This window comes from Pseudomonas sp. GM48 (assembly GCF_000282335.1).
Lineage (GTDB): Bacteria > Pseudomonadota > Gammaproteobacteria > Pseudomonadales > Pseudomonadaceae > Aquipseudomonas.
This window is the reverse complement of record NZ_AKJM01000175.1, coordinates 1-18397: the sequence shown is the minus strand read 5'-3', so window position 1 is coordinate 18397 and position 18397 is coordinate 1. Positions and strand designations below refer to the sequence as shown.

Annotated in this window: 15 protein-coding genes; 10 read left to right on the top strand and 5 right to left on the bottom strand. The window is 63.0% G+C overall.

Annotation, left to right across the window (positions count from 1 at the left end; translation table 11 throughout):
- Positions 1–221 precede the first annotated feature (221 nt).
- From PMI28_RS02200 to PMI28_RS02225, 6 genes are all read left to right on the top strand, one after another.
- Complete coding sequence (locus PMI28_RS02200) at positions 222–737, top strand: flavin reductase family protein (RefSeq protein ID WP_007992165.1); 516 nt, start codon at positions 222–224, stop codon at positions 735–737.
- Between the two features lie 7 nt (positions 738–744).
- On the top strand, positions 745–2424 hold the full coding sequence (locus tag PMI28_RS02205; RefSeq protein WP_007992164.1) for an FAD-binding protein: 1680 nt from the start codon (positions 745–747) through the stop codon (positions 2422–2424).
- Entirely contained in the window at positions 2412–3167 is a 756-nt protein-coding gene (locus PMI28_RS02210; RefSeq protein ID WP_007992163.1) for a glucose 1-dehydrogenase, read from the top strand. Before PMI28_RS02205 ends, PMI28_RS02210 begins: the two co-directional genes overlap by 13 nt.
- Before the next feature lie 13 nt (positions 3168–3180).
- Entirely contained in the window at positions 3181–4263 is a 1083-nt protein-coding gene (locus PMI28_RS02215) for a ferredoxin--NADP reductase (protein ID WP_007992162.1), read from the top strand.
- A gap of 253 nt (positions 4264–4516) precedes the next feature.
- On the top strand, positions 4517–5263 hold the full coding sequence (locus PMI28_RS02220; RefSeq protein ID WP_007992161.1) for an SDR family NAD(P)-dependent oxidoreductase: 747 nt from the start codon (positions 4517–4519) through the stop codon (positions 5261–5263).
- Positions 5264–5335: 72 nt separating this feature from the next.
- Entirely contained in the window at positions 5336–6916 is a 1581-nt protein-coding gene (locus PMI28_RS02225) for a FadD3 family acyl-CoA ligase (RefSeq protein ID WP_007992160.1), read from the top strand.
- A 257-nt stretch (positions 6917–7173) separates the two neighbouring features.
- On the opposite strand, the gene PMI28_RS02230 is transcribed toward PMI28_RS02225, so the two are convergent.
- Together PMI28_RS02230 and PMI28_RS02235 are read right to left on the bottom strand one after the other, a co-directional pair.
- Complete coding sequence (locus tag PMI28_RS02230; protein WP_007992159.1) at positions 7174–8052, bottom strand: SDR family NAD(P)-dependent oxidoreductase; 879 nt, start codon at positions 8050–8052, stop codon at positions 7174–7176.
- On the bottom strand, positions 8049–9791 hold the full coding sequence (locus PMI28_RS02235; RefSeq protein WP_007992158.1) for an FAD-binding protein: 1743 nt from the start codon (positions 9789–9791) through the stop codon (positions 8049–8051). The genes PMI28_RS02230 and PMI28_RS02235 overlap by 4 nt, the downstream gene beginning before the upstream one ends.
- 264 nt (positions 9792–10055) lie before the next feature.
- Between PMI28_RS02235 and PMI28_RS02240 the strand changes: the two genes are divergently transcribed.
- The 3 genes from PMI28_RS02240 to surE all read left to right on the top strand — a co-directional run bounded on the left by PMI28_RS02240 (position 10056) and on the right by surE (position 14092).
- Positions 10056–11633 carry a DUF1302 domain-containing protein gene (locus PMI28_RS02240; protein WP_007992157.1) on the top strand — a complete coding sequence of 526 codons (1578 nt, stop codon included), beginning with the start codon at positions 10056–10058 and terminating at the stop codon, positions 11631–11633.
- 23 nt (positions 11634–11656) lie between these two features.
- Positions 11657–13036, top strand: coding sequence for a DUF1329 domain-containing protein (locus PMI28_RS02245; protein ID WP_007992156.1), 1380 nt, complete (start codon positions 11657–11659; stop codon positions 13034–13036).
- A 78-nt stretch (positions 13037–13114) separates the two neighbouring features.
- The gene (gene surE, locus PMI28_RS02250; RefSeq protein WP_007992154.1) at positions 13115–14092 is read left to right on the top strand and encodes a 5'/3'-nucleotidase SurE; all 978 of its coding nucleotides are present in this window, start codon (positions 13115–13117) and stop codon (positions 14090–14092) included.
- 216 nt (positions 14093–14308) lie between these two features.
- On the opposite strand, the gene PMI28_RS02255 is transcribed toward surE, so the two are convergent.
- Genes PMI28_RS02255 through PMI28_RS02265 form a run of 3 tightly spaced genes read right to left on the bottom strand, consistent with a single transcriptional unit; the run spans position 14309 to position 17161 of the window.
- Positions 14309–15412, bottom strand: coding sequence for a 3,4-dihydroxy-2-butanone-4-phosphate synthase (locus PMI28_RS02255; protein WP_007992151.1), 1104 nt, complete (start codon positions 15410–15412; stop codon positions 14309–14311).
- Positions 15409–16335 (bottom strand): alpha/beta hydrolase, encoded by a 927-nt coding sequence (locus tag PMI28_RS02260; protein ID WP_007992150.1) that lies wholly within the window; start codon positions 16333–16335, stop codon positions 15409–15411. Before PMI28_RS02260 ends, PMI28_RS02255 begins: the two co-directional genes overlap by 4 nt.
- The gene (locus PMI28_RS02265; RefSeq protein ID WP_007992148.1) at positions 16322–17161 is read right to left on the bottom strand and encodes an SDR family NAD(P)-dependent oxidoreductase; all 840 of its coding nucleotides are present in this window, start codon (positions 17159–17161) and stop codon (positions 16322–16324) included. The genes PMI28_RS02260 and PMI28_RS02265 overlap by 14 nt, the downstream gene beginning before the upstream one ends.
- A gap of 146 nt (positions 17162–17307) precedes the next feature.
- Here PMI28_RS02265 and PMI28_RS02270 point away from each other — a divergent pair, with 146 nt between their 5' ends.
- A complete protein-coding gene (locus PMI28_RS02270) occupies positions 17308–18351 on the top strand; it encodes a Rieske 2Fe-2S domain-containing protein (protein WP_007992145.1) in 1044 nt (347 codons plus the stop codon).
- Positions 18352–18397: the final 46 nt, after the last annotated feature.

Genomic DNA, 18397 nt, shown 5'->3' with positions numbered 1-18397 from the left:
AGGGGCGAGACCTTTGGTTCCTTTGGGGCGTTTGCCAAAGGGACTCGCCGTAAGGGCGAAACCATAAGCCACCGTTACCGCAGAAACGGATATGTACTCGACCACCCAAGAGCCTGGTCGGCCCAGAGGCCGCCAAGGCCTAGTCCCCTCGGACGATGTTCAAGACCAGAGCCAGAGCAAGAATCCATCGCACTCCCTGCACAACCAAAAGGCCCAGTGCGATGAACGACGTCAATCTCAAAGCCGACATGCTCCAGGCCATGCGCCGCCTGGCCAAGTCAGTCACCATTATCAGCACCAGCAACGGTTCCGAACGCTTCGCCATGGCCGCCACCGCGGTTGACTCCCTGAGCACCGAACCACCATCGCTGCTGATCTGCGTCAACAAGACCGCCTCGCCCCACGCCGCACTGGCGACCGGTGCGGACTTCTGCGTGAACATCCTCGGCGTCGAACAACAAGACCTGGCCCACCTGTGCAGCGGCGCGATCAAGGGCGAAGCACGCTTCGACCGTGGCAACTGGCTGACCAGCCCCGGCGGCATTCCGTACCTGGGTGACGCCCAGTCGGCAATCCTCTGCCGCCAGGACGGCCACTTCAGCTACGGCACTCACACCGTATTCATCGGGCGTATCCTGCAAATCCACACCAGCGACGCCATCACCCCGCTGGTCTACCTCGACGGCAGCTACACCACCACCGCCAAACCCACACCGTCCTTAGCGGCTGCAGGCTGAGCTGAACATGGACAACCTGAACGGGTTGACGGCGTTGCGAGTGAACAGCGCCGACCAGTTGCCATGGGATGATCGCTGCGATTTGCTGGTGGTCGGTTTCGGCGGCGCCGGCGCCTGTGCTGCAATCGAAGCCGCCAGCCGTGGTCTCGCGGTGTTGGCGCTGGATCGCTTCGAAGGGGGCGGCGCCACGGCGCTGAGCGGTGGCGTGGTGTATGCCGGTGGCGGCACGCCGTATCAGCGTCAGGCTGGCTATGAAGACACCAGCGAGGCGATGTTCAATTACCTGCGCCAGGAAGTCGGCGAGGCCGTCAGCCCCGAGACGCTACGGGATTTCTGCGAAGGCAGCCGCGAGCAACTGGCCTGGCTGGAGCGACAAGGCGCGGCGTTCGAAGCCAGCGTGCCGCCGCACAAAACCTCATACCCGAGCGACCAGTACTACCTTTATTACTCGGGCAACGAAGCCGTGCCGGCCTATGCCGCCAGCGCCAAACCAGCGCCACGCGGTCACCGTACCAAAGGCCCGGGCATGTCCGGCGCCAGCCTGTTCGCCCCGCTCAAGGCCAGTGCCTTGCGCCACGGTGCACGCCTGCGCAGCCAGTGCGAAGTGCGGCGGCTGGTGCTCGACCTCGACGACAAGGTCATCGGCGTCGAAGCCTGGCAGTTGCCTTCCGGCAGTCGCGCCGCCCGGCAACATGCGCGCCTGTCGCGCTGGGCCGCGGCCATTCATATGTACGCTCCGGCCTTGGCCAACCGCTTGCGCGCCCGTCAGCGTCGCATCGAACAGAGTAGCGCCATCCGCCAATTGATTCGCGCCGAACAGGCGGTGCTGCTGAGCAGCGGCGGTTTCATTTTCAATCGCGATCTGGTGCGCCAGCACGCGCCGCAGTACCTGGCCGGTTTGCCGCTGGGCGCCACCGGGTGCAACGGCAGCGGCATCACCCTGGGCCAGAGCGCCGGGGGCAGCGTGGCGCGGATGGACAAAGTCAGCGCCTGGCGTTTCATCAACCCGCCACTGGCCTGGGCCCGGGGGCTGATCGTCAATGCCCGTGGACAACGTTACGCCAACGAAGAAATCTACGGCGCGACCCTCGGCCACGCCATGGTCGAAGAACAGGATGGCCGCGCCATTCTGATTCTCAATCGGGTGCTGGTTCGAGAAGCACTCAGTCAGGTCGCCCCCGGCAAAGTGTGGAATTTCCAGCGCCTGCCGGTGCTGCTCAATTTGCTGTTCAACGCCAAACGCAGCACCAGCCTGGCCGGGTTGGCCAAGCGTTGCCATCTGCCGCCGGAACTGCTGCGCCAGAGTGTCGAACGCTATAGCCGCGCGGCACGCGGTGAAGTCGCCGACGAGTTCGGCAAATCCGCGGCGATGCTCGCCAACCTCGACCAGGGCCCGTGGTATGCCCTCGATCTTTCATTCGCCAGCAAACTGTTCCCCTGCCCGGTCATCACCCTGGGCGGGTTGAAAGTCTGCGAGGCCAGCGGTCGGGTGCTGGACCCTGCCGGCCAACCAATAAACGGCCTGTACAGCGCCGGCCGCAATGCGGTCGGGGTCGCCTCCAACCTGTATGTCTCCGGCCTGTCCCTGGCCGACTGCATCTATTCCGGTCGCCGGGCTGCCGCCCACGTAGCCGACCAATTCGCACTTCAAACCGCACGATCAGGAGAACAACAATGCAACGTGTAGAAGGCAAAGTCTGCATCATCACCGGCGCCGCCAGCGGCATCGGTCGCGAAGACGCCCTACTGCTGGCCCGCGAAGGCGCCAAAGTGGTATTGACCGACCTCAACGAAGAAGCCGGTCGCCATGTCGCCGCAGAAATCGGCGCCAACGCCCTGTTCATCCGCCACGACATCGCCAGCGAAAGCGACTGGCAACACGTGGTCAAGACCACCGTCGAACACTTCGGTCGTCTCGACGTACTGGTCAACAACGCCGCGATCCTGGCCCTGGGCAGCATCGAAGACACCACCCTGGAGCTGTGGCAGAAGGTGCAGAAGATCAACGGCGACGGCTACTTCCTCGGTTGCAAGTACGCCATCCAGGCGATGAAGGAAACCGACGGCGGCTCGATCATCAACATGTCGTCGGTCGCCGCCTTGGGCGCGATGCCGATGTTCTGCGCCTACTCGGCGTCCAAAGGCGCGGTGGCGGCGATGACCCGTTCCATTGCCCTGCACTGCAAGCAGCAGGGCTACCGCATCCGTTGCAACAGCGTGCACCCCGATGGCGTGAACACGCCGATGACCCAGGCCCTGGCCGGTGGTCAGGCGATCCCGCAGGAAGCGCTGGACCAGGACCCGATGAACCGCATGGCCGCGCCACGGGACATAGCCAACGTGGTGCTGTTCCTCGCCACCGACGAGTCGCGGTTCGTCAACGGTGCCGAGATCCGCGTCGACAACGCCCAACTGATCAGCGGGCTCTGAGGTCGAGGTGAACATGGGCACGCAACAACAGAACCTGACCCCGGCCGAACACACGACGGCAAGCGTCTCATTGCAAGTGTGCGCGGTGATCGACGAGACCGCTGACGCGCGCTCGCTGGTGCTGGACGTACCGCCAAACCTGCGTGAGCGCTTTCGCTACAAACCGGGCCAGTTCCTGAGTTTTCGCGTGCCCTTCGCCGGCAAACTGTTGACCCGCTGCTACTCCATGGCCAGCTCGCCCCTCGCGGACGCACTGCCCAAGGTCACGGTGAAACGGGTCGACGGCGGCCGGGTGTCGAACTGGATGAACGAAGTGCAGGTCGGCGACTGGCTGGAAGTGCTGCCACCGGCCGGGCATTTCTGCCTGGACCCGCAGGCGGACACCGAAAAACCCCTGGTCCTGTTCGGGGGCGGTTCGGGCATCACCCCGGTGTTTTCCATTCTCAAATCAGTGCTCCATAGCAGCCGGCGGCCCATCAAGTTGATCTACGCCAACCGCGATGAAGCCTCGGTGATTTTCAAGGACGAGCTGTGCCGGTTGATCAAGGCGCATCCTGATCAACTGCACGTGGTGCACGTTCTCGATTCGGTGCAGGGTTTTCTGACGGACCATCAGGTCCGTCATCTGCTGCGCGGATCGGCCGGCGGCGATTACTTCATCTGCGGGCCGGGACCGTTCATGGACACCGTGGAACGCACGCTGCTGGCGCTGGGCGAAGCGGCCGAGCGGATCCATGTCGAACGTTTCGTCTCGCCGCCGGATCCCGATGAACTGCTGGCCGAAGAAGCCGTGGCGCGAGCCGCGGCCATGCAATCGCAATGCGAAGCGCTGATCGTCGAACTCGATGGCCAGCAACACGAAATTACCTGCAATCCCGGCGACACTCTGCTGCAAAGTTGCAAGGCTGCCGGCCTGGACGTGCCATCGTCCTGCGAAGAAGGTTTTTGCGGCGCGTGCATGTGCGTGGTCAAGGAAGGTGAAACCCAACTGGCGCGCAACGATGTGCTGACACCCAAGGAACTGGCCGACGGCTGGACTCTGGCCTGCCAGAGCCGACCGTCGGGTGCGCGGGTACGCCTGAAGTTCCCGGATTGATATTGAAGACAAACACTGTACCTGTGGCGAGGGGGCTTGCCCCCGTTGGGCTGCGAAGCGGCCCCAAAATCTTAAAGCGACGACTGCTTCGCAGCCGAACGGGGGCAAGCCCCCTCGCCACAGGTTGCTTTTGACTGGCCAACATTGCGTGGCCGGGGCTTTGTCGCCTTAGTCTCATTGGACGATCACTCGGGCCAAGTCTGCAGTTAGACTCGGCCCCAGCATTAGCCCACAACAATAAAGAGGTGCAGTTATGGCTCGTTTGCAGAATAAGGTCGCGGTGGTCACCGGCGGCGCTTCGGGTATCGGTCTGGCCTGCGTGCGCCGTTTCGCTACCGAAGGCGCGCAAGTGGTCGGGCTGGACATCGGCAGCGCACCGGCAGACTTTCCCGGCCTGTTCATGACCCTGGACGTGCGCGACGAAGCGCAGGTGCAGCAGGTTATGCAAGACGTCATCAGCCGCTTCGGGCGCATCGATATTCTGGTCAACGCCGCCGGTGTCGCCGACCAGGGCAGCGTGACCCAGACCACCACCGCCAACTGGCAACGGGTGATGGACATCAACCTGACCGGCAGCATGCTCACCAGCAAGTACGCGCTGGCGTCGATGGTTGAGCAGCGCGCTGGTTCGATCATCAACGTCGGTTCGATCTTCGGCCTGCAAGGCTGCGACGGCAACGTGGCCTACAACGTGTCCAAGGGCGGCATCAACCAGCTGACCCGCTCGATGGCCATCGACTACGGCTACGCCAACATTCGCGTCAACGGCCTGTGCCCCGGCCTGATCGAAACGCCGATGACCAGCATGGTCCGTGACAATGATGCGTTCCACGCTTTCTTCGCCTCGCAGCACATGCTCAGCCGCTCCGGGCAACCGGAAGAAGTGGCCAACGTCGCGCTGTTCCTGGCCTCGGACGAAGCGTCCTTTGTCAGCGGCCAGATGATCGCCGTGGACGGTGGTTTCTCCGCCGGTCGCCGTTTCGCCCCGCCCGCCCAGTAATTCGCAATCCGGCCGGGCGCCCTGCCCGGCCTACTCCCTTTTTCGCACTTGTCTTCTAACCGGGGAGGCCCCATGCCGCCTGTCGCCACCGCACTGACCATCGCTCAACTGTTCGCCAACGCTGCCCAGGCCTACGGCGACCGCCCGGCCATCGAGGACGCGGGCCACACGATCAGCTATCGCCAACTCGACCAGTTGCGTCGCCAGGCTGCCCGCGCACTGCTGGCCCTCGACGTACAGGTCGGGGACCGCGTGGCGATCTGGGCGCCCAACGTTTGGGAATGGATCGTCGCCGCCGGCGCCCTGCAAAGTGTCGGTGCCGCGCTGGTGCCGCTCAATACCCGAATGAAAGGCAGCGAGGCTGGCTACATCCTGCGCGAAAGCGGCACCTGCGTGCTGTTTGCCATTGGCGAATTCCTCGGCGCGGACTACCCCGGCATGCTGGCGTCGGAAGACCTGCCTGAGCTGCGCCACATCGTCAGCGTGCGCGGCGCCAATTCGGGCACCCTGGCCTGGGAACGGTTTATGGATCTGGGGGCCGACGTGCCGCACCTGGCCCTGCGCACCCGCGAGCAAAGCGTTGGCCCGCAGGCCTTGTCCGACGTGCTGTTCACCTCGGGCACCACCGGCAAACCCAAGGGCGTGATGACCAGCCACGGCCAGAACCTGCGCATCGTGCGCGACTGGAGCGACATCGTCGGGCTGCGTGAAAGCGATCGCTACCTGATCGTCAATCCGTTCTTCCATTCCTTCGGCTACAAGGCCGGTTGGCTGGCGGCGTTGATGCGCGGCTGCACCCTTCTGCCACAGCAGGTGTTCGACGTGCAGGCGGTGCTCGAATGCGTGCAGCGCGAACGCATCACCGTGCTACCCGGGCCGCCGACGCTGTATCAGTCGTTGCTGGCCCATCCGCAACGCAGCGAGTTCGACCTGAGCTCATTGCGCGTGGCGGTGACCGGGGCGGCGGCGATTCCCGTGGAGATGATCCACCGCATGCGCGACGAACTCGGATTCGCCACCATCGTCACCGCGTATGGCCTGACGGAAGTCTGTGGTTTCGCCACGATCTGCCGCTCTGGTGACTCCGCGGAACTGGTCGCCAACACCAGTGGCCGGGCGATGCCGGGGGTGGAAGTGCGCTGTGTCGGCAACACTGGCCGCAGCCAGCCGGCCAACATTCCCGGTGAAGTGCAGATCCGCGGTTACAACCTGATGCAGGGCTATCTCAACAACCTCGAAGCCAGCCAGGAGATTCTCGACGCCGACGGCTGGCTGCACACCGGCGACATCGGCATGCTCGATGAACAGGGTTACCTGCGCATCACCGACCGCCTCAAGGACATGTTCATCACCGGTGGCTTCAACGTGTACCCGGCGGAGATCGAACAGTGTCTGCTGACCTATCCGGGCGTGGCCCAGGCAGCGGTGATCGGTATTCCTGACGAGCGCATGGGTGAGGTGGCGATGGCGTTCCTGCTGCCCGCCCCCGGGATGGAAATCGAGCAAGCCCGATTCCTCGCCTGGTGCCGTGAGCAGATGGCCAACTACAAGGTGCCGCGTCGGGTGCAGGTGCTGCAGAGCATGCCGATCAATGCGGCGGGCAAAGTGACGAAGAATGTGTTGCGTGAGTGGGCATTGCAACCTGCCGACTAAGCGCAATCCCTGTAGGAGCGAGCCTGCTCGCGATGGTGTGTCAGTCGACATCAATGCAACTGATAGACCATCGCGAGCAGGCTCGCTCCTACAGGGTTCGGGGGTGCACAAAAATTTCCCGCCCGACACAGACCAAACTGTGGGAGCGGGCTTGCTCGCGAAGGGGGTATCAGCCTCAACATCAATATTGACTGACATACCGCTTTCGCGAGCAAGCCCGCTCCCACAGGTATTGTGTTTGCCTTACTTAATCGGAGTCAGACCACCCGCGCCGGATGCTGCTGGCGCGGGTCGCCGAGCATGGCGCGGTGCGACGGTGGCTGGCGGCCTTCGGCTTCGCTGATGCCGTAGCCGGGCGCGATTTCGGCGGTGATCAGGGTTTGCCCGGACAGCGCCAGCAACTGTGGATCATTGAGCAAGGCATGTATCACCCGCCCGTTGAACTGCGGGGTTTCGGCCTGGGCCAGAAACGCCTGGTACTGCTCGCCATGCTGTTCGCCGGCAATCTTCGTGCGCTCGGTCAGTTGCGGGCCGAGCCACAGCGACAACGCCGCCACGCCCTGCCCTTCGAAATCGATCGCCATGTCCGCCGCCAGTTTGTCCACCCCGGCCTTTTGCGCGCCGTACGCCGGGCCGTGCATGTAGCACCCGGCCCCGAACGACGAAGTGAAGCAAACCAGCCCTTGGGCACTGCGCAACAACAGCGGCGCGGCGTAGTAGCTGGCGATGTAGGCCGAGCGCAGGCCGACGTCGAGAATCCGTACCAGCTCCAGCGGTTTGGCCCAGAACGGCCCCGGTTCGATCAACTGGTCATGGATGAACGCGGCGTTGTTCACCAGCAAATCCAGATGCCCGCATTCTTGCTCTACCCTCTCGAACAGCGCCCGAACCTGCGCATCATCGGCGTGATCACAGACCACCGCGATACCGCGCCCACCGGCTGCGGTGATCGCGGCGGCGGTGTCCTGCAGCGAACCGCGCAAGGCATGCCCGTACAGATTCGATCCGCCCTGCGCCGGGGCGCGGCCAGTGATGTACACGGTCATGCCCGCCGCCCCGAGGGCCAAGGCGATGCCCTGGCCCACTCCGCGACTGGCGCCGGTCACAACAGCGATTTGTTGATGTGGCTGATTCATTCAACGCTCCCGAACAAGGTTTTCGCCGATGCGGTTTCGCTCTGGCGCTTGATGTGATTGGCCGCCAGGTACCCGAAAGTCATGGCCGGGCCGATGGTCGAACCGGCACCTGGATAAGTGCGGCCCATCATCGAGGCGGCGCTGTTGCCGATGGCGTACAGGCCGTTGATCGGTTCTCCGTCTTCGTGCAGCACGCGGGCGTGCACGTCGGTCAGCAAGCCACCTTTGGTGCCGATGTCGCCGGCGTCGATGCACACGGCGTAGAACGGCCCCTTGAGCAACGGCGCCAGGCACGGATTGGGTTGCACGTTCGGGTCGCCGTAGTAGCGGTCGAACAGTGATTCGCCCTTGTGGAAATCCTCGTCGACGCCCTGCACGGCCATGCCGTTGAAACGCTGTACGGTGCGGACCAGTCCGCCAGCATCGACGTTGATTTTCGCCGCCAGCTCCTCAAGGCTCGCTGCCTTGTGGAAGTAGTCACGCAGATGCTCGGGCAGTTGCCAATCGCGCTGGGCATAGCCCGGCAGCAAGGCACCGCACGGGTATTTGCGCCGGAACTCGGCGTCGAACACCATCCAGCACGGCACACTCGCGGCGCCTTCGCGGTGGTTGGCGTACATCGCGTAAACGATATCGGTATAGGGCGCGGCTTCGTTGACGAAACGCTCCCCCGCCGCATTGACCATCACGCACCCCGGCAAGGTGCGTTCAACGAACAGCGCACGCTGTTTTTCTTCGCCCTTGACGTACGTGGTCGGCGCCCACCAGCTGTGTTCCATCAACGCGGTTCGCGCGCCGATGGCCTGGCCGGCGCGAATGCCATCGCCGGTATTGTTCGGCGGCGTGGCACTCCAGTTCGCCTGGGACGGCTGCGGCAGATACTGCTCGCGCATCGCCTGATTACGCTCGAAACCACCGGCGGCAATGATCACCCCGTAGCGCGCCTTGACGTTGAGCAGTTGACCGTTGCGATTGACCCGCGCACCGCCGACCCGGTCGCCGACCAGCAGCAGTTCTTCGAGTGCACAGTTGAGCCACAGCGATTTGCCGCGATCCTGCAACGAACAGCGCAAGGCACCGATCAAGGCATTGCCCAGGGTCAGGTAGCGGTCGCGGCGGGACAAACGCCGGCCTTCGCGATCACGCCAGTAACGCCACATCACCTGCAGGGTCAGGCGCAACCAGCCGGGGCCTCGGCATAGCAGCACTTGTGCCTCTTTCATGGTCATCGCCATGCGCCCCATCATCAGGGTGCCGGGGGACGGCGCACGCATGCGCAGGAATTCTTCGCCGAGTTCGGCGGCATCGAACGGTTGCGGGTCCATGGAGCGATAGCCCGGTTTGCCGCCCGCGACTTCCGGGTAGTAATCGGCGTAACGCGGTTGCGCCTCGAAACGCACGCGGGTGTGTTTTTCCAGGTACTCGACCATCTCCCGGCCATGTTCGACATAGGCTTCGATGCGCCCGTCGTCGATCTCGCCATGGGTCACGGCACGGATGTAGGCAATCGCTTCGGCCGCCGAATCACTGCCGCCGATGGCATTGATCCGGTGATTGTTGGGGATCCAGATCCCGCCGCCGGACACCGCCGAGGTGCCGCCATATTCGCCACTTTTCTCGATCAGCAGCGCATTCAGACCCAGGTCATGGGCGCGCAGCGCAGCGGTCATGCCCCCGGCTCCCGAGCCAATCACTAACACATCACAGCACTCGTCCCATTTGATCCCGGCAGCGTTCATGCGATCACCCTTGTTCAGCGCCCATCAGGCAGAAACCGCCACCGCCGGATCTTCGCCCGGTGCAGTCGGTCTCGGGATTGTTCGCCGCGCACGCCGGGTGTTCATCGTCCGATGGGACTAAGGCCAGGCCTGCGGCCACCCCGTGCAAATCGCTTAGTCCGCTTGGACGATGTTGCGCGCAAGTCATGACTCCATAGTCGCCCACAGCACCAATCCCCCCTGAAATGCAGGTCGGGCAGGTCTGACCTGGGCCATGAGGACGACATGATAAAAACAATAATCGCCCCACCAACACAGCACCCTCGCACACAGCTTGTTCTATTGATGCTGGCTGGCGGATTAAGCGCTCACGTTAACGCCATGAGCTTTCAGCCGAGCGAAGACTTGAGCATCGACTGGGACACCACACTGACGTACAGCCTCGCCTGGCGGACCGAGTCTCGCGATCACAAGCTGACCGCCAATGCCAACGCCAACGACGGCGACAACGCATTCGACAAAGGCAGCCTGATCAACAATCGCAGCGGCTTTCTCACCGAAGCCAACATCAAGTGGCAAGACGACTACGGCGTGTTTGTCCGTGCGACCGGTTTCTACGACAACGTCTACGATCAGGACAACGACAACACCACCGGCACTTCCAACTGCTTCGCCGGCGGCCATTGCAGCCAGCCCGATCGCTTCTCCCAGGACACCATCGACCAGCATCGCAATGAACTGCGCATGCTCGATTACTACGCCTATGGCACGTGGGACGTGAGCGGTCACGCCCTCAACGCGCGCCTGGGTAACCAGGTGGTGAGCTGGGGTGAGAGCCTGTTCTATCCGGGTATTTCCGCGGCCCAGAGCCCGGTGGACGCGACCAAGGCGACCACTCCCGGTGTCGAGGTCAAGGAAATCCTGCTGCCGGTCGGCCAACTGTTCACCCAGTTCGCCCTGACCGAAAGCCTGGGTATCCAGGCCTACTACCAATACAAGTGGGAAAAGACCGAGCTGTTCGGCGTGGGTAGCTACTTCTCCACCACCGACTTCATCGATGAGGGCGGCTTCAACGACGCCTCCGGTTTCGTCACCCGCCTCAAGGACGACAAACCGAGCGACAGCGGCCAGTACGGTCTGGCCTTCACCTACGCCGCCGAGTCGTTGAACAACACCGAGTTCGGCATCTACTACTCGCGTTACCACGACAAGACGCCCTCGCTGGATTTCGCGACGACGCTGGGCCGCTACCAGGTGCGCTACTTCGACAACATCGACCTGTTCGGCGCGAGCTTCGCCACCGTGCTGGGCGATGTCAGCTGGGCCGGTGAAGTCAGCTACCGCGACGGCACGCCAGTGATGGTCGACAACGGTTTCTCCAGCCCCGTGCGTGGCAAGACCGTGCAAGCGCAAACGTCGTTGATCTACGTGCTCGGCCCGACCTCCTTCGCCGACAACACCACCCTGACCGGTGAGGTGGTCTACAACACCGTGGTCAGCAACGACAAGTCGCAGCCGGTCACCCTGGCCCCGGGCTTCGCGCTGCCGGGAACCGACAGCCTGGTCTATGACCGCGATGCCTGGGGCTACACGGTGCAGGCGAACTTTGACTACAACGACGTGTTCAGCGGCTGGGACATGTCGGTGCCTGTCACCTTCAGCGCCGCCGCCCACGGCGACAGCTCGATGGTCGGCTCGATCAACGCCGGCCAGAACGATAACCGCGCCAGCATCGGCAGTTCGTGGCGCTACCTGGGCAACTTCACCGTCGAGGCCCGCTACAACGCCTACCTCGGCAACGCCAACAACAGTCCGTTGGCCGACCGCGACAACGTCGCGCTCAACTTTAAGTACCGGTTCTGATTCCCCTGTCGGAGGAGCACAGCATGTCCAGATTCACCCAAACATTATTGAGTACGGCATTGACCGTCGGCCTGCTCGGCAGTGGCCTGGCTTACGCCAAAGTCAGCCCCGAAGAAGCCGCCCGCCTGGGCCAGGACCTGACCCCGATGGGCGCCGAAAAAGCCGGTAACGCCGACGGCAGCATCCCGGCCTGGACCGGCAAATGGCGCGGCCTGCCACCGCAGCTCAAATACGCCGGCCCCGGCACCCCGTATCCGGACCCGTACGCTGCGGAAAAACCATTGTTCGTGATCGATTCGAAGAACATGGACAAGTACGCCGACAACCTGACCGATGGCCAGAAAGCGCTGCTCAAGCGTTACCCTGATACCTTCAAGATCCCGGTGTACCCGAGCCACCGCGACTTCCGTCTCGATCAGCGCCTGGAAGACCAGATCAAGAAAAACGCCGTCACTGCCGAACTCGACAACGACAACAACGACACCAAAAACGCCTGGGGTGCCTCGCCGTTCCCGATCCCGAAGAACGGCAGCGAGTTGATGTTCAACCATACCTTGCAGGGGCGCGCCAACACTGAAGAAGCCAACTACGGCCAGGCGGTGGTGTACTCCAACAAGGAAAAGGTGCTCGAAGAGGTCAACTACAAAATCTTCTCGATCTGGTCGAGCCCGGACAAATCCCTGGATACCGCCAACGGTGTGCTCACCAACTTCCTGATCACCACCCTGGAACCGGTACGCAAGAAAGGCGAGATCGTGGTCGGTCACGAGTTCATAAACCCGACTGCTTCGCCGCGCCAGGCCTGGCAGTACAGCCCGGGCCAACGCCGGGTACGTCGCGCACCGACCGTGGGCTACGACTCGCCGACCGGTGCGGGAGGTTTTCGCGTGTACGACGAAGACCGTTTGTTCAACGGTGCGCCGGACCGCTACAACTGGACCATTGTCGGTAAGAAAGAAATCTACATCCCGTACCACAACTACAAGATCGACGACCCGAGCGTAACGGCCGAGCAGATCCTGGACACCACCGGTCACGTCGATCCGCAGTACATGCGCTATGAGAAACACCGTGTCTGGGTATTGCAGGCCAACCTCAAGGAAGGTGCCCGCCACGTATACGCCAAGCGTGTGCTGTACCTCGACGAGGACACCTGGTCCGCGACCATGGCCGATAACTACGACAGCCGTGGCCAACTGTGGCGCACCAACATGCAGACCTCGATCTACGCCTACGAGATGCAGCGCTACCACGCTCGCCTCGGCATCTACCACGATCTGATCGCCGGCTCCTACCTGGTTGACCGCATGCTGGTCGATCAGAAACCGGCCAAGCTCAACGCCACCGCCTTCACCGAAGACGAATTCACCCCTGGCAACCTGCGCAAACTCGGCACCCGCTAAACCCGTCACGCCCCGACCGATTCATTCGGTCGGGGCGTTGTGCTTTTCTAAATTCGTAGATTTCACGGAAGACTGCCCATGAACAAACTCCTCACCGGCATCATCGCCATGGCCAGCGTTGGCCTGTCGATGCAAGCCAATGCCCTGAACATTTTGCTGACCAACGACGATGGCTGCCGCGCACCCGGCATCGATGCGATGTACCGCGCCCTGACCGCGGCCGGGCACAAGGTCACCCTGGTCGGCCCGTTGCACGACAGCAGCGGCATCAGTGCCGCCAGCGTGGTCGTGCCCGGCCAGGCCCTGGCGGTGACCGAACTGGCGCCGGGCAAATTTTGCGTCGGGCCGCCGGAAGGCTACACCTCGCCCGCCGGCAAGACTTCCGCCATCGGCACACCGGTGGATGCGGTCAACGTCGGCCTCGACGTGATCCTCAAGGATTCGCCGCCAGACCTGGTGGTGTCAGGCAGCAATTTTGGCGAAAACGTCGGCCCGCTAACGCAGATGTCCGGCACCCTCAACGCGGCTGTGCGGGCAATGTTCAAGGGGACTCCGGCGGTGGCGGTGTCCACGGGGATCGACATGGACCTGATCATCCGCGACCAGCAGGCAGGCGCCCGCAAAACCCTCGGCGCCATGGACGACACGGCGCAGTTTGCGGTGAGGGTCATTGAACAGGCGAGTCTGGCCGGCACCGAAGCCAAACAGGCCTGCGCCAGAAACAAACATCAGTGTGATTTGAACGTGCTCGGCCTGCCGGGTGTCAGCGGCCTGAACCTCAATTACCCACCCCTGAAACCCGATGAAGTCAAAGGCGTGAGCTTTGCCCCGATCGGCAATTGGGACCGCGTGAACTTCACCTCCCAGCGCGGCACCGACGGCGTAGTCCACGTCAACCTTTCCGCCCCCTCGACACCGACCGACGCCCAGCAAAAGGCCGATGCGTACCAACTGTGGCAAGGCCATGCAGTGATCACCGTGATCGACGGCAACATGACGGCACCGGAAGCGGTACAGGATCAGGCGAAGAAAATCTTGCGCGGGGTCAAGCCATAATCCAGCGCAAAACCTGTGGGAGCGGGCTTGCTCGCGAAGGGGCCGGCACAGCCAACATCGATGTTGCCTGATACGCCGCCTTCGCGAGCAAGCCCGCTCCCACAGGGTTATCTGCTGTATTCAATGCCTGTGAACGACCAAAATTACTGTAGAAGTAAGCCTCCTTCGCTGGCAAGCCAGCCCCTACAGGGTATAGGGACTGCTTCAGAGGGTGGATTAAAACGGCACAAACTCGGTCACTTCCAGATCGAATCCGGACACGGCCTTGTACGGCACCGGCGAGCTCATCAGGCGCATTTTGCGCACGTTCTGATCGCGCAGGATTTGTGCGCCGATGCCCAGGGTCCGTTGCGGAAACTGCGGAGTACGCAGTTTGCCGCCGCTACGCTGGCGCAACTGTTCAAGCACGCCGTCGGCGGTTTCCTTTTGTGCCAGCAACACCAGTACGCCGTTACCGGCGGCGGCGATGCTCGCCAGCGAACGCTCCAGAGTCCACTGCTGTGACCCGCCTTCGCTTTCACATCCCAGAACGTCGCGCAATGTCTCGATGCTTTGTACCCGCACCAGCACCGGCTGGCTGCTGTCGATCCGGCCCTTGACCAGTGCCAGGTGCAACGCGCCCTGGTAGGTGTCCTGATAGGTCGTCACCTGGAACTCGCCGTGGCAAGTATGCAACGGATATTCGTCGCCGCGCTCGATCGTGCCTTCATGCAGGATGCGGTAGTGGATCAGGTCGGCAATGGTGCCGATCCGCAGGCCATGACGTTGGGCGAATTCATGCAACTCGGCGCCGCGGGCCAGTTCGCCGTCCTCGTTTAGAATCCCCACCAGGGTCGCCGCCGGTTGCCGCCCCGCCAGCCGTGTCAGGTCGCAAGCGGCCTCGACATGACCGGCGCGCTGCATCACGCCACCGGGCAAGGCCTGCACCGGGAAGATATGCCCCGGTTGCACCAAATCCGCCGGAACGCTGGCCGGGTCGACCGCCACCTGGATCGACCGCGCCCGGTCCGCCGCCGAGATGCCGGTGGACACCCCGGTGGCCGCCTCGATCGAGCGGGTAAAACCCACGCCATGTTGCGCCCGTGAATTGGGCACCATCAGGTCCAGTCCCAAGGCGCGGCAGCGCTGTTCGGTCAAGGCCAGGCAAATCAGCCCGCGTGCCTGCACCGCCATGAAGGTGACCGCCTCGGCCCCGGCCTGTTCGGCGGCCATCAGCAACGAGCCTTCGCCGCTGTTTTCGTCGTCGGTGATCACCACCATCAGACCGGCGCCGATGGCTTCGATCAGTTGTGGCACCGTGTTGAAAGCCAGGCCGCTCATTTGAGTGCTCCACGCAGGTCGTCCGCCGCATCGGTCAGGGCCTGTGCCGCTCCTTCGACAAAGGGCGCCATGCTGATAAAACCGTGAATCATGCCTTCGCAACGTTGCAATCGCACCAGTACGCCGGCCTCGCGCAAACATTCGGCCAACGCCTCGCCTTCGTCACGCAACGGGTCGAACCCGGCAGTAATCAGGGTGGTCGGCGGCAAGCCCGCCAGGCTCTCGGCGCGCAGTGGCGAGGCCAAAGGATCATCAGCCTGCCCGATGTCTTGCAGATATTGCTGCCAGAACCAGCGCATCATCCCGGCGGAAAGCAGATAGCTCTCGGCAAAGTCCTCGAAGGACTGAGAGTCACAACCTGCGTCCGTGACCGGGTAAAACAGGCACTGATAACTGATCTTCGGCCCCTTGCGTTGTACCGCCAATTGACTGACCGCCAATGCCAGATTGCCCCCGGCGCTATCTCCGGCCACGGCCAGCCGGCGCCCATCGACGCGCAGTTCAGCCGCGTGTTCAACCAGCCAGCAGGTGGCCGCATAACAATCGAGGGGCGCCGCCGGGAACGGGTGCTCCGGGGCCAATCGATAGGCGACCGACACCACCACCGACTCGGTCTGGCGCGCCAGCGAACGACAGAGATTGTCGTGGGTATCAAGATTGCCCATGACAAATCCGCCGCCATGGAAAAACACCAGCAACGGCATGTTTGACTCTTGCGATGGCCTGTACAGCCGCGCATCCAGCTCGCCATCTGCGCCGGCCACCCGCAGGTCACGCACCTCGCTCATCGGATCGCCGGGAATGGCCGGCAGCAGATTGTCGGAGAACTGCCGGTACTGAGCGGCATCGACCTGGCTGAAATCGGGCTCCGGGAGGTCGCGAAACTGCTGGAGAACCCCAGCGATCTGCTTATCGAGCGGCATGGGCATCGTCCTCTACGTCAGTCATTTGAAATTGCGGATTGGTCTCGCCCAGGATGCTTTGTACCCGGCGCTCCAAGGCCGGTTTGAAACCCTTGTGAGGCAGAATCCAGAAGCGTTTTTCCGCGACGGCGGCAAACACTTGCGCAGCCAGTTCCGCCGGGGTCATGCCCTGGCGAATGGTGCTGTCGAGCAGTTGACTGAAGTCAGAACCGGCGCTGTCCACCACCTTGTTTGAGGCCATGATTTCACTGGCCACCGGCCCCGGGCACAGCACCGAAACCGACACTGGCGCTCCGAGCATGGTGAGTTCGTAATGCAGGGTTTCCGAGAGCGCGACCACCGCCTGCTTGGTCACGTTGTACGGCGCCATCAGCGGGCTGCTGACCAGTCCGGCAAGGGACGCGGTGTTGATCACATGGGCCGCCCGGCCCTGGCTGAGCAGCAGCGGCACAAAGCTGCGAATGCCGTTGATCACGCCGCTCAGGTTGACGTCGAGCATGCGCTGCCATTGCGCCTGGGTGATTTCCCAACTGAAGCCGGTTTGCATTACGCCAGCGTTGTTGAACAGCAGGTCGACCCCGCCAAAGTGCGCAACCGCCTGATCACGCAGGTGCTCGACCTGCTTCGCCTCACCGACATCGGTGACGCAGGCAATCGCTTGCGCACCACCAGCCTTCAATTCGTCGCACAGGGCTTGCAGGCCCGCCGCATCCCGATCCGCCAGCACCAGGCGAATGCCCAGTGTCGCCGCGTGTTCGGCCAGGCCTCGGCCAATACCACTGGCGGCCCCGGTAATCACCGCCACCGGCCCTTGTTCATCACTCATCGCCAACTCCTGCCATGGGTCCAATGGCGCCAGTAGAGCGGGCCTACTTAAAGCAGCCATCGTCCATTCAGACGATGCCCGCTTTTACAGGGGCGGCAGAATCCGTTACATGCGCCAACCCCGTGATCCCTTGGGAGAATAATAAGATGAGTACCCTGCAACGCATCGAAGCCAAACTGCTGGAAGACCGCTACGCCCGTGGCTGGCATTGCCTGGGCCTGGCCGCGCAATACCGCGATGGCAAGGCCCATCGCCTGGAGGTGTTCGGCACCCGCTTGGTGGCGTTCCAGGGTGAAGACGGCGAGCTGCATATTCTTGATGGCTACTGCCCGCACATGGGCGCCGACCTGAGCACCGGTTGCATCGAAGGCAACTCGATCCGCTGTCCGTTCCACGCCTGGCGCTGGGGCGCGGACGGCGTCTGCGATGACATTCCTTACGCCAAACGCATTCCGCCACGGGCCAAAATCAAAAGCTGGCCGATCATGGAGGAAAACCAGTTGCTGTTCGTCTGGAATGACCCCGAAGGCAACCCGCCGCTGCCGGAACAACGCATTCCGCGCATCGACGCCTGCTACAGCGACGAATGGGCTGCGTGGGAAGTCGCCGAATTGCAGATTGGCACCAACTGCCGCGAATTGATCGACAACATCGCCGACATGGCGCACTTCGGCACCGTGCACGGTGCACCGGTCGATGAGTTCATCAACGTCTTCGAAGGCCACCTGGCGACCCAGATCATGCGTGCCCGCAGCGAGCGTCTGTCCGGTGACAGCGTGTTGAGCACCGAAGCCACCTATTTCGGCCCGGCCTATCAGATCACCGAAATGAACGGCGCCATGAACGGCCAGCCGATCCATTCGATCCTGCTCAACTGCCACGTGCCGATTGACCTCGACAGCTTCACCCTGCGCTACGGCGTGCTGGTGAAAAAGATCCCGGGACTTAGCGAAGAGCAGAACCAGGCGATGGCCAAGGCCTACGTGGCTCAGGCCCAGGCAGCCTTCTACGAAGACGTGGCCATCTGGCACAGCAAGACCCGTGTCGACAACCCGCTGCTGTGTGACGGCGACGGCCCGGTCTATCAGTTGCGCCGCTGGTACGAGCAGTTCTACACCGACGTCGCGGCGCTCTCGGCGGACGTTGCCGAGCACAAGAAGTTTGTCGTGCGCGCCAGCGAACGGGTCTGACGCCAACGGCTTTTCGCCCGCCCCGGGCCTGAGCGGCAGCCGCCGG

Excerpts from the sequence above, each read along its gene's own strand:
- PMI28_RS02225 (WP_007992160.1), top strand. The coding sequence starts at position 5,336 with ATGCCGCCTGTCGCCACCGCACTGACCATCGCTCAACTGTTCGCCAAC.
- PMI28_RS02215 (WP_007992162.1), top strand. The coding sequence starts at position 3,181 with ATGGGCACGCAACAACAGAACCTGACCCCGGCCGAACACACGACGGCA.
- surE (WP_007992154.1), top strand. The coding sequence starts at position 13,115 with ATGAACAAACTCCTCACCGGCATCATCGCCATGGCCAGCGTTGGCCTG.
- PMI28_RS02245 (WP_007992156.1), top strand. The coding sequence starts at position 11,657 with ATGTCCAGATTCACCCAAACATTATTGAGTACGGCATTGACCGTCGGC.
- PMI28_RS02230 (WP_007992159.1), bottom strand. The coding sequence starts at position 8,052 with ATGAATCAGCCACATCAACAAATCGCTGTTGTGACCGGCGCCAGTCGC.
- PMI28_RS02240 (WP_007992157.1), top strand. The coding sequence starts at position 10,056 with ATGATAAAAACAATAATCGCCCCACCAACACAGCACCCTCGCACACAG.
- PMI28_RS02260 (WP_007992150.1), bottom strand. The coding sequence starts at position 16,335 with ATGCCGCTCGATAAGCAGATCGCTGGGGTTCTCCAGCAGTTTCGCGAC.
- PMI28_RS02270 (WP_007992145.1), top strand. The coding sequence starts at position 17,308 with ATGAGTACCCTGCAACGCATCGAAGCCAAACTGCTGGAAGACCGCTAC.
- PMI28_RS02210 (WP_007992163.1), top strand. The coding sequence starts at position 2,412 with ATGCAACGTGTAGAAGGCAAAGTCTGCATCATCACCGGCGCCGCCAGC.
- PMI28_RS02220 (WP_007992161.1), top strand. The coding sequence starts at position 4,517 with ATGGCTCGTTTGCAGAATAAGGTCGCGGTGGTCACCGGCGGCGCTTCG.
- PMI28_RS02255 (WP_007992151.1), bottom strand. The coding sequence starts at position 15,412 with ATGAGCGGCCTGGCTTTCAACACGGTGCCACAACTGATCGAAGCCATC.
- PMI28_RS02235 (WP_007992158.1), bottom strand. The coding sequence starts at position 9,791 with ATGAACGCTGCCGGGATCAAATGGGACGAGTGCTGTGATGTGTTAGTG.
- PMI28_RS02265 (WP_007992148.1), bottom strand. The coding sequence starts at position 17,161 with ATGAGTGATGAACAAGGGCCGGTGGCGGTGATTACCGGGGCCGCCAGT.
- PMI28_RS02205 (WP_007992164.1), top strand. The coding sequence starts at position 745 with ATGGACAACCTGAACGGGTTGACGGCGTTGCGAGTGAACAGCGCCGAC.
- PMI28_RS02200 (WP_007992165.1), top strand. The coding sequence starts at position 222 with ATGAACGACGTCAATCTCAAAGCCGACATGCTCCAGGCCATGCGCCGC.